General features: G+C 35.2%; 15 protein-coding genes. All 15 read right to left on the bottom strand.

The window, feature by feature from the left end:
- Positions 1-292: 292 nt before the first annotated feature.
- Positions 293-847, bottom strand: a complete 555-nt coding sequence (locus HMPREF2766_RS01615) for a hypothetical protein (RefSeq protein WP_070567340.1) — start codon at positions 845-847, stop codon at positions 293-295.
- Positions 848-1,025: 178 nt separating this feature from the next.
- Entirely contained in the window at positions 1,026-1,532 is a 507-nt protein-coding gene (locus HMPREF2766_RS01610; protein WP_070567338.1) for a YfbM family protein, read from the bottom strand.
- 96 nt (positions 1,533-1,628) lie between these two features.
- Complete coding sequence (locus tag HMPREF2766_RS01605) at positions 1,629-1,811, bottom strand: hypothetical protein (RefSeq protein WP_070567336.1); 183 nt, start codon at positions 1,809-1,811, stop codon at positions 1,629-1,631.
- 21 nt (positions 1,812-1,832) lie between these two features.
- A complete protein-coding gene (locus tag HMPREF2766_RS01600; RefSeq protein WP_070567334.1) occupies positions 1,833-2,708 on the bottom strand; it encodes a DUF4300 family protein in 876 nt (291 codons plus the stop codon).
- 156 nt (positions 2,709-2,864) lie between these two features.
- Entirely contained in the window at positions 2,865-4,604 is a 1,740-nt protein-coding gene (locus HMPREF2766_RS01595; RefSeq protein WP_000423955.1) for a glycoside hydrolase family 13 protein, read from the bottom strand.
- Positions 4,605-4,781: 177 nt separating this feature from the next.
- Entirely contained in the window at positions 4,782-5,273 is a 492-nt protein-coding gene (locus tag HMPREF2766_RS01590; RefSeq protein WP_070567333.1) for a phosphoribosylanthranilate isomerase, read from the bottom strand.
- A 63-nt stretch (positions 5,274-5,336) separates the two neighbouring features.
- Positions 5,337-6,218 carry a diacylglycerol/lipid kinase family protein gene (locus HMPREF2766_RS01585; protein WP_070567331.1) on the bottom strand — a complete coding sequence of 294 codons (882 nt, stop codon included), beginning with the start codon at positions 6,216-6,218 and terminating at the stop codon, positions 5,337-5,339.
- Positions 6,219-6,398: 180 nt separating this feature from the next.
- A complete protein-coding gene (locus HMPREF2766_RS01580) occupies positions 6,399-6,761 on the bottom strand; it encodes a hypothetical protein (RefSeq protein ID WP_070567329.1) in 363 nt (120 codons plus the stop codon).
- A gap of 38 nt (positions 6,762-6,799) precedes the next feature.
- Positions 6,800-7,561, bottom strand: a complete 762-nt coding sequence (locus tag HMPREF2766_RS01575; protein ID WP_070567327.1) for a hypothetical protein — start codon at positions 7,559-7,561, stop codon at positions 6,800-6,802.
- A gap of 2 nt (positions 7,562-7,563) precedes the next feature.
- On the bottom strand, positions 7,564-8,013 hold the full coding sequence (locus HMPREF2766_RS01570; protein ID WP_070567325.1) for a hypothetical protein: 450 nt from the start codon (positions 8,011-8,013) through the stop codon (positions 7,564-7,566).
- A gap of 56 nt (positions 8,014-8,069) precedes the next feature.
- Entirely contained in the window at positions 8,070-8,720 is a 651-nt protein-coding gene (locus HMPREF2766_RS01565) for a DUF443 domain-containing protein (RefSeq protein WP_070567323.1), read from the bottom strand.
- A gap of 67 nt (positions 8,721-8,787) precedes the next feature.
- Positions 8,788-9,444, bottom strand: coding sequence for a DUF443 domain-containing protein (locus HMPREF2766_RS01560; RefSeq protein ID WP_257371858.1), 657 nt, complete (start codon positions 9,442-9,444; stop codon positions 8,788-8,790).
- A gap of 42 nt (positions 9,445-9,486) precedes the next feature.
- On the bottom strand, positions 9,487-10,143 hold the full coding sequence (locus HMPREF2766_RS01555; protein WP_000248558.1) for a DUF443 domain-containing protein: 657 nt from the start codon (positions 10,141-10,143) through the stop codon (positions 9,487-9,489).
- Between the two features lie 42 nt (positions 10,144-10,185).
- Positions 10,186-10,842 carry a DUF443 domain-containing protein gene (locus HMPREF2766_RS01550; protein WP_070567321.1) on the bottom strand — a complete coding sequence of 219 codons (657 nt, stop codon included), beginning with the start codon at positions 10,840-10,842 and terminating at the stop codon, positions 10,186-10,188.
- Between the two features lie 65 nt (positions 10,843-10,907).
- A partial coding sequence (locus HMPREF2766_RS01545) for a DUF443 domain-containing protein (RefSeq protein WP_070567320.1) occupies positions 10,908-11,414 on the bottom strand: 507 nt, incomplete at its 5' end.

Here is an 11,414-nt window from a genome sequence, read left to right as displayed (position 1 = left end):
GTCCGTAGGCATTTTTTACTCGGGTTTATATTTGCTAGAAAACATCTTCTCATTTTCTAAGCCTTATAACTATATCATGTTTATAAAAGCTTGTAAAGCATTTTGTGAAACTTTTTTAAATAATTTTGTTTTTTGTTCGTCAAATTCTGTTGAACTATAAAAAGAAATCGTTTTAAATCGTTATCTGCATAAGAAAAAAGAAACTACAGACATTAACTTCTTCAATAATTCTTCAAGTATAACTTGATATTGAAAATCAGTTCTTTTCATCAGATTTTATACACATTTCTAGCTAGGAAGTGCGAATCAACTGCTCCAATTCTACTTCTGAAAGCTGGCCTTGATTGTAAAGTTTTCTAAGTAAGTCCTCATCTACGGTAATTGAATAGTAATCCGTCACAAACTCATGAAATTTCTCAAAACTGTCAAAGAAATAGGATAACAACCATTCGCCACCGTCCTGCTCTTGGTAGGTATTTTGATGCTCTTGACCGTCATACCAGATAAAGAAAGTTGTTTCATCTTTTTGCTCTTCTGAGTATAGGTTTTGATACTTTTCATCTAGTCCTCTATAAAATCCGTCTATGATGTCTTGATCCCACTCGTCAGCAGCAAATTGACTCAAACTGCTTTCATGATCAAAGCCCTTTATAAGGATCATTTTATCAGTGAAAATCACATCTAGAGAATCACCAGAACCGTTGTCGATAAGGTAACGGATTCCGTAGCTTCCCTCAGTCTTAAAGATCAATCGAAGCCAGGTCTCATTTGGATCTGTTCGATACTCATCAATGACAAGTAAGGCATCTAAACGTGTCTTTGCATTTTCCCATTCAATTTTTCCCATCTCTTTAATCCTCCATCTTAAAGTTTAAAATCTATTATGCTTACAAATTCTATAACCAATTTCTATCTATTCCGTCCGACTATACTGTGGAATATTTTCTTCACCAGACAAATCATCAGGTGTACGATTTTCTACATGTACATTCATCACGCACCTGACTAACAGTTGGTAAAAGTAGTTAACAAATAGTCACTAGGACATTTCCTTTGAGAGTTAAGATTTTCTTATAAAAGTCCTTCATTTTTACAAAACAGGTTCGAATATCATCCTTGATTTCTTCCTCTTCATCAAGATAATCCCAAATATCGGGATACAAATCTGCCTTCTTGCATGCTTCCATGCTAAAGTTAGCTAAAGCCCTATCCATGTCAAAATTCTCTAATGCTTGAACAATCTCAGCTATCTTTGAGTGTTCAGTATAGGCTATATACTCCGATACATTTTCTAAAGAAGTTACTCCCAAGACAGCTTCTCTCAAGGGATCGTCATCCATAAATTCTGAACTACTAAAACCTGTCATAACAAAGAGTAAGGCATCCCACATTTTGTCAATATCTATCAACGTATCATTTCCCTCAGGATAATCCTCTACCAAGTCAAGCAAATCCTCTTCTTGACAAGAATACCGCTTTATTTGGCTTAATTCATTATCAGATAGATATTGATAATTAGCAATCATTCCCATAATGTTTCCTCCTATAAGTTCCTTAGAATAGCACTAATGTTACTAGTTCCCTTTCTTGAAAAAGGCAAGAAATCTACTGTTTTTGGATACTCCTCCTTATTTCTCATTCTCATCTTCCGTCACTTCCCAGACTTCTGACTGATAACCCTCACCATCTATATCATAGCGCTGCATATAGCCAATAAATCTTTCCTTTTTATTTGCCTTACCAGGCTTGAGAATGTTTACAGCCCAGAATCCGATAAGAATGACAACTAAAAGTGCTACTACTGTCTCCATACTACTTCTCCCTTGCCTAGCTTAATAACCTTCAACCCACTTTTCATTATCCATAATGAAAGGCTTAGCGAGTCCGTCACCAGTGTAATCAGCATACTTTGTAGCTAAATACTTGTAACAATCTTCCTTGCTCGCAAACTTAATAGCTTGATAAGGCTCTTCAAAAGTCAGTTTCTCTACAAATAAGAAACCATCTTCAGCCGGCACTAAAATACCAACATGCCCGACAAAAAGAAACTCTCCATCCAAATTATCATGCAAGACTACAGACAGCATTCGAGCTTTGTCATTAAATTGAAACTGGGAAAAGAATTTCTCCATCTTCTGCGCGTGAACTTTTACATCCGTCGTTGGTTCCGTCGCTACCCTAGAAAATAGAATGTCAAACTCTTCCTTATCTTTCGCATCAAATACCTTTCCCTTATCGATAGCATCGTTATCCACAAAAAGAAGCTGATCATTCTTTTCAAGTTTTGGAATTGTGACCGAATTTTTCAAGAGCGCATAGCTATTGATGCGGCAGTTGGTCCCGACAAAGTCACCCTTTTTTTGGTTCCAGAGGTTGCTGATTTTCTCTACGTCGTATTCTGTCTTCGTAAAGGAGGTAAAATCACCATTTAAGCCAGTAGAACCGACAGTCGCATTATAGTCTGTAACAAGATTGAAAAATGCATCAACACTATTTGGGTCCAAGTGAGCTGATAAGAAAGATTTGACCTCTTCGGTACTGACTTGACCGTTTAGATTGGAATATGAAGCCGTCCAAGGAACTTTATCTGAGCTGGTCTGTGTCTGATTTGTAGCTTCAGTGCTCGTATTATTTTGGTGACAAGCAGCCAAGCCAAGAAATAAGGGCAAACACAGTCCCAAGGCTACTACTTTTCTCGATCGTTTCATGCTATTCTCCTTCTAGAGTACCATTCTCTATTACTTTTTAAACACTCTTCACTAATCCCTCATCCAGTAATCCGTGACTTAGCTATATTATACTACATAAGTCAAAAAAAGACTGCACGAATCACCCATTCATTACAGCCTTTTTAATCCTATTTTTTATTGAATGACGAAACCTTTAGGCAAAATCGCCAGTTGCTGGTCTAGTTTTTCGCAATGACTGGCTAGCGCTACAGTGTCACTATTGACAAGATAATTTTCAGATGATTGGTTAAAAATAGCTTGGAGTTTTTGTCCATCATAATTCCATTCGAGAGATAGCACGTCCGGCTTGATTTCTTTCAGTCTATAGGTCCCGTTCTGGATTATATCTGAGACACTCTTACGAAGCTGAATCAACTTCTTCATAAAATTCAACATCTCATTGCTGTCGGAAACACGGTCCCAAGGCATGACACGACGACAATCTGGGTCTGGCCCTCCACCTAACTCCAACTCAGTTCCATAGTAGAAACACGGTGTCCCCCTTTGTAGAAAGAGGCAAGCAAGGGCAGACTTAACGAGTTGAACATCTTCCTTGGCAGTAGTCAAAATGCGCTCCGTATCATGCGAATCCAGAAGATTGAACATCACTTCCGAAATCTGTTGTCTATAGTACATAGATTGGCTATTGATTTCATCAATAAGTTGAGGTGTCTTCTTAACCTCACGCAAGAAATAATCCTTGATACTATCAGAGAGAGGATAGTTCATGACTGCGTGGAATTCATCGCCATTTAGCCAGGGCTGGGAAGTGTGCCAAACCTCTCCAAGAATATAAAGGTCAGGCTTTTTAGCCAAGACAGCCTTATGGAAATCTCTCCAAAATTGATGGTCTACTTCATTTGCTACATCCAGGCGCCATGCATCGATATCAAACTCTTCAATCCAGTAAGTCGCAACGCTTAACAGATAGTCTCTCACTTGAGGATTGGCCGTATTGAGCTTGGGCATATAGCTGGCAAAGGCAAAGGTATGGTAAGGGAGTTTTCTTGGGTTTCCCAGCTTATCCTTGGTCACGGGGAATTCTTGAACATGGAACCAGTCTTTATATTCCGACTTTTCACCATGCTTGAGAACATCCTGCCATTGTGGAGACTGGTCCCCGATATGATTGAAAACAGCATCCAGCATGATTTTCATGCCCCTCTGATGGGCTCCCTCCACCAGTTTACGGAAGATTTTCTTGTCTCCAAAATGACGGTCAATTTCGAAATAATCCGTCGTATTATACTTGTGATTGCTCGGGGATTCAAAAATCGGACAGAGATAAAGACCTGTAATGCCCAAGTCCTGCAAGTAATCCAGATGGTCAATAATGCCTTGTAAATCACCACCAAAGAAATCGCTCGTCTTTGGTTTGATAGAGGAATCCCAAGCTAAAGTCCCTTCTGGTGAAATATCCGGATTGCCATTAGCAAAGCGTTCTGGGAAAATCTGGTACCATACCGTCTCTGCTACCCAGTCAGGAACTTGGCAAGCATCAATCTCATGGATATAAGGAATTTTAAAGCCATTTCCTTCATAATGAAGGTTTTCTAGCGTGTTTTCAACACATCCCTTATCGCCGTACAAAATACCCTGACCTTGCTTATCTTTAAGCTCAAAAAGATACTGAAGTCGCGCATAGCTAACTGAAACTTCCGCTTGCCAGTAATCAAATAAGGCATCAGAAGTCACTTTGACCATCGCCTTGTTTGCTTCATAGTGGTCCTCTAAAAAGATAAAAGTGTCTCCATAATGCAAGTTGATACTTGCAATATCTCCTCTTTTCGTTCGAATGCGAATGTGCATTGTCTTGTCTTTATAAAGATAAGCATACTCCGACTCCGGTCTATGGTAAATGGCTGTTAATTCCACTGTTTTGTCTCCTAATTAACTTGAGTTCATTTGCGACGCAAACGTTTTCACAATTGTGATTCTAGTATACTACTTTAAAATTTTATTTTCAAGACTAATCCGTAGTTTCGAGTGGATTGTTTTTGAGGATATAAAAAAGCAGTAAGTCTTAATACCTACTACTTTCAGATTGATGATTTACAACTGTCTTTCCAACCATTCTATCTTTTTAAAATCCTTATTGTTATTGTGTTCATTTCGATAGGAATCTTGGGAAGAAGCCTTGTAAATACTTAAAAACTGTTCCAAACTTGGAATGCGAAAAGTGATGTTTTCGAGATGAATCAACTCTATATCCGATTCCGAAACTCCTGCAAAATCAGGTAAAGAATCAATACTTCCAAACTCAACACTCAGACCATCTTTTTGGAATTCATGCTCATGAATATCTATTAAGGCATAGCCTAAGTGTTTCATCACTTTCATTATCTTGTCCCAGTCATAAATTCTGAGATGATCAGGTGCTTCCCAACCTCTAGGGTCACCAGGCACATGAATGTCAATGTCAGACGGTCCCCATTCTTCATTTGATCGGTATTCAAACCCCAAAGAGCCCATGAGCGTCGGAGTGATTCCGACTTGGTTTAAATGAGAACAAATTGTTCGAAATTCATCAAATAGAGAATTCATTCCTCCTCCAATCGTTGATATAGAACTTAATTTCGCAGTGAAAAATAAAATATTTTTTATCTTCTACTCTTTCGGTTTTGAAAATACTTCTACTCGCTGAGCTAGGACTTTGATTTCTACAGGTAGGTTATCCGATTTATCGCCGTCAACATCTGACTCCAATTCACTATCTGAAGAGATCTTAATATTACGCGCTCTGATATACTCAATATTATCATTGCCGACAACATCTCCTTTTAGTAAGTCAGGAATAACAGATAATTTAGAGAATAGAGAAGCATCTTTTAGAATCAAAATATTAGCATAGCCATCTTTGTCTTCTTCAAAGATTTTCTTATCAGCGAAGTAATTTGTCAAGAGAACCAAAACATGACTAGCTTCACCTACATAATTTCCATTTTCTGTCTCAACCTTAATGTTAAAGACCTGATCCGTCATAACAGACTTCATGGTATTTACAGCATAGGCAAGAATACCGAATTTTGTCTTGTCCTCGATTTCAACATTGTGAATCGCCTCAGGCAGAGAGCCGATACTAAAGATATAACCAAAATAATTGTCATTTGCTTTACCGATATCAATCTTGTTGGTTAAGTTAAAATCGAGTTCATCAATCGCACCATCGATGTCTTGATTGATTTCCAACAGTTTCGTAATGAGGTTACCCGTACCGCCAGGGATAATCCCCAACTTAGGAATGTAGTCTCTCTCAGCAATACCCGAAATAACTTCATTGACAGTCCCATCCCCACCGAAAACAAGCACTGCATCGTACTGTTCACGAGACGCTTCCTCAGCAAAGTGTGTTGCATCCAGCGCTTTTTCAGTAATTTTGGTTTCCACGTGCTCAAAATAATCTTTGGCTTTATTCTCCAGTTTGGTCTTATAATCCAAAGCCTTTTCCCCACCAGAGGTAGGGTTGATAATCAACATTGCTTTTTTCATTAATAGTACTCCTTTAATAGTTACAAAAATTCTAGTAACTAATTATATCACTTGAGTTATGTAAACGCCATCTAAATGCTTGAAAAATCGAATCCTCTAACTAGAATAGAGACGTTAATGTATCAAACACTAAACTCAACTTAAACAAGAATAAATACTTATTGTTAGCAATTCACTACTTTACTTTTTTGAAAATTTTATATAATCCATTAAGTAAAAGATAGCTGAAACAAATGCGAACACACTGGATAATCCAGCTAATATTGGAATAAAACCAATAATCGATGCAATCAAAAGAAACTGATAAGTCTTCTTATCGACTTTTGATTCCTCATCATGAAGAAGGAATGCTACAAAACCAAAAAACAGCAATATTAAACAAGTTGAAAAGTAGATTCCATCCCAACTAGAAAGTCTAACAAGATTAGGTATCACCCAGTAAATGATTTCAAATTTCCACATTTTAGAAGAAAGGTAAGTAATTGTTAAAGCTCCAATTAAAGAAATAACTCCGTTTATTAGCAATAATTTATTTGATTTCACACTTAATCCTTTTTATCCTTTTCTGTACTTATTCATCGCTAATTAATAGATTCACTATTTAAAAATTCTTTAGACTTCCGTACGATATAGAGCTGTTCATCTTCTTGAGCAAGTTTTCTAAACAACTCATTTGCCCTGGTCATATCTCCTTTTAATTTAGAGTTCAAAGCTTGATAGTAAGTGATTTCCAATTGTTGATATTTAAATTCGTTTTCCAAGTCTTCAAAGTAATCATTGGATTGATGAGCAATTGTTAAATCGTAAAGCGCGATACTCACGCTTTTTGTTTTCTCAGCTAGGGATGGATCTGATATGGACATTTTGTTTAACATAAGTTCAAGCTCGTTCCTAGTCAGGTCAGGATGCGCAAGAATACTCGAGCGAATAAGGTAACTCTCTAAAAAATCTCTGTATTTCAGCTTCAGTTTTTGATTAGTCAGTGCTTTAGAGGATTCCTTGATGGCAGCATCAAAATCACCAATCATATAGGAATATCCAACAGATGTTAGAGTTACATCCATTTGTATAATTGCTCTTTTTGCATCTTTGTTCAACTCAATGTATTGCTTCCAAGATGGTAAATCTAAGTCCATATGCAGTAACTTAGTACCATTTCTTAAATACCCTCTTCTGATTATCGAGATGGAAAGGAATAAGAGTGCATTTATGAGTAAAATACAAAGGGTTTGAATAGTCCTGTCTTTCACCATCCAAGCTACAAAAAGAATGAGAAGAACAGCCAAAACAATCACGACTTTTCTATAAAATCCATATTTCTTGCGTATTTCTAAATAATTCATTTTTACTCCTTTCTCCAATATGGGTCGTTCGACAACTCGATCTTACCTATAAACCATCGTGACATCTTCTTCTTTTTGTCTTTAAAAGGATCGGGTTTGATCAAAGTAAAAGGTGAAATGCTTGCATCTGGAAAATACAACTCCGCTTTTAAAGACTGCTTAGGATTATCGTTGACATAGGCTGAAAATTGAATATGGTAACTTCCACCCACATCACCACCATTATCATACCCTCCTCTAGCAGAATTTGGTAGAATTTTAAGAGACTTTATAGATTGCCTTTCCTCATCTTCCAGGTAGGTAATAACCGCACTCTTAATAGTCTTTTCATGCTCATGTACAAATCTTCCGTTATTGTTAAGAAGAAAATTCCCATAACTTAGAAATGTTAAAAAAAGAAGCAGAAATGGAATGGATAACAAAAAGTACAGCCATTTATTAGATTTAAACATAATGTCTCCTATTATCTAGATTCACAAAAAATGTCATTATTTTCGAAGTTATAATATTAGATTTCCTCTATCTCAACTGGTATTAATTCCTTGTTCCTACATGAAGAACTGATTGTCGGCATTCTAGCTATAAAAAAGAAAAATGTTGATAGCAATCCATTTATAACTAAAACTGCTCCTTCAGCACCATCATTAATGCCCATAAAAAATCCAAAACAAATAATATTCAATAAAAAGCCGAACAATATTACAGGATTTCTTTTACCATTTGGTTTAAACTTGACTCTATAACGTTTGCTTTTCTCTGGTATTCTTGATAATGCATTACGTCGAGAATTTTTTTCATAATAAACAGCTCCTAAGTATGCAAGAATCATAGACAAGACAAATAGTATACTTTTCATGAATATCTGTTGACTCAATCCCATACTAATAAAAGCTGATTCCATAGCTCTATATAGTAGAGCTACAAATGGTTGTACCATAATAGATATAGTAGTTGTTCCTATCTTTGGTTTAGACTTAATTTCAAAACTATCATCAGAGGGAGTTAACTCAATCATATCAAGAGTGATTAAGTTAGGCATCAATCCGAGAAAATAGCGTTTCCCTTTCATTGAACCTAAGTCCATAATATACTTTTTATTTTCTATTTCTACAATGCTATACGCCATCGTATTAGCATTCTTAAACTTCAAATGAATCATTTACCACCCAAACACTTTCTGAATTGATTTAATACCTGAATCAATACTATTTCCAATGTCATTTATTCTATATTTTCTCAATCTTTTTAACCTCAATTTGACCATGTTTGTAGAGATGAGCAACTGGGAAACTTCCTAGAGCAAACATGAAAAAGAATAAGGATACGATTCCATTGATTACCAAAAAAGCTCCTTCTGTTCCATTATTTAAACCAAGGAAAAAAAGTAAACAAAGTAAATTTAATCCAAGGAACAGATACACTCCTCCGTTACTTTTTTTAATAGTTGTAAAGGTCACTGTGTATTTATTGCTGTTTTGAGGAATCCATTTATCTGCTTTATTATGGGATAACTTTAATGAAATCAGAATTGCAAAATAAGAAATCAGCATAGAAATTGCAAAGAGTAATAACTTTAATAATATTTGCTCGCTAATATTATTGTGAATAAAAAATTTTTTCAGCGCATCATAGCTAACCTTGACGATTGGTTGAACGATAATGGCTCCCATTGTTGCACTTACAGGTCTGCTAGGTTTAATTTCGAATTGGTTATTATTCTTTTCAATCTCTACCATGTTCACTGTAATTGTATCTGTTTTTATTCCCCAGTAATAGCTCTTGGGGCTTATAGTACTTGTATCCATGACATACTTCTTCGATTCTTTATCTATCTGAACAATTTGAAAGCACATCATGCTTGAATTTTTAAATTTTAATTCCACATTTACCACTCAAATACTTTCTGAATTTTATTATAAGTTACATTATACCTTTTTCACTTCTTTAAATTCTAGGTATTTCTTTTGATAAGCATAAGTCAATGGAATAACGCCAGATTCAATCCAAATAAATAGATAGGCCAACAAACCATTCAACACTAGAATTGCAGCTTCTGTTCCATCATCTTCTCCCATATAAATAGAGAAAGCAATTGTATGTAAAATGAGAAATAGATAGGCATGGAATTGTCTTTTTTTCTTATTATTCTGAAAGATTATTTTAAACCTCTTCTTTTCCTGCGATAAACGACTTGAAATTTCCTTCCTTGATTTGATTAAAATACTTTGATAGACAATATAAGCTACCAAAATAGATATAGGAAATAAAGATACTTTTAAATATAGATTATGACTAATATCATAATATCTAAAAATTGATGTTACTACTCTATACAAAAGAAGGCTAAAACCAATAGATACCATACGCATTCCTGAAGGACCCATCTTAATTTTTTTATCAAAATTTTTATTCTGACTATCGAGTTCTATCAAATCAACTTCAAGAGTTTCAGGGGAAAGTCCCCAATAATAACTCTTTGGTGTTGTGGAGTTGGAATCAAGAACGTACTTTTTCTCTCCCATCTCTAACACATCAAAATAAGCAACATCTAATCCTCTAAAATTAATTTTCACATTTACCACCCAAACACTTTCTAAATTGAACTACTACCTGAATCAAAAGCCTTAATTAATTTCTCGAATTCCTTCAAATGTGACGTTTCTAATCTTATAAGCGGAAAGAATGGGAACCTTTCCAAATAAAAATGATAGAAGGAAAAATGAGATAATGCTATTGATAACGAGAACAATACCTTCTCCGCCATCATTAATTGACAAATAAAGAACTAAACAAGCTATTATAGGAACATTAAAAATATAGGCATCAAAAACTTGCTTTCTTGCAGATACTGGTTTAAAAATCATCTCATATCTTCTACTAGAAGAAGGCAATAGAGCTTTAACATTTTTACGTTCTTTCTCTCTTTTAAAATAAAAAATCAAATAGGAGAATAGTATAGATGCACAAAATACTACTAATTTTAAAATTATCTGTTGGCTAATATTGTACTCTTTAAAAAAATTTTTCAATAAAGAATAAACAATCCATACAAGCGGTTGGACTATGATTGCCACATATGAAGCTTTAAACTTATTAATCGGGGTACTAAAATTGATATCTTCTCTATTTAGTTCCGTCATCTCAACCGTTATCTCGTCTGTTGGAACACCCCAATAGTAAAACTTGGGAGTCATTGAACTTGCATCTAATATATATTTTTTCCCGTTTAGCTCTACAAGTTGATGACAAAAATACTTCGTTTCTCTATAATTAATTTCCAAAATTACCTCCCAAATTGATTTAATACCTGAATCAATGTCATTTCTAGCTTCTCAACGTTCTGTATTTATAGCTCTTCAATTTCAGTTAATGTTAGTGTCTTATAATACTCTGGGATTTGTGGCATTCTCAGTATTACAAAAAACCACCATGAAATTATGCCATTTATAACCAATATAGCACTTTCATAACCACTATCAAGTCCTATAAAAAATGCTAAACAAACCGTATTAATTCCAAGAGTAATATACCACCAATCAATCATTCGTTTCCCTTTGGGTTCAAAAACAAGTCGACAGCGTTTACTGTTTTGGAGAACTCTTGATTCAAACTTTCTTACCGCACTTTTTTCATAAAAGACAGCCATAAGATAAGACAAAAATACAGAGAAAGCAAATAACACTACTTTCATTAAAATTTGCTGATTGATTCCCCAGCTAATAAAGGCATCTTTCATCAGCGTATGAGAGATGCCAACAAGTGGCTGAATCATGATAACTAGAGCAGTAGATGCGCCTATTGGTGTCTTCGATTTTATTCTAAAACTATCATTAGATGGAGATAGCTCAACCAT

This window comes from Streptococcus sp. HMSC076C08 (assembly GCF_001810825.1).
Lineage (GTDB): Bacteria > Bacillota > Bacilli > Lactobacillales > Streptococcaceae > Streptococcus.
This window is presented reverse-complemented; position numbering and strand designations above follow the sequence as displayed.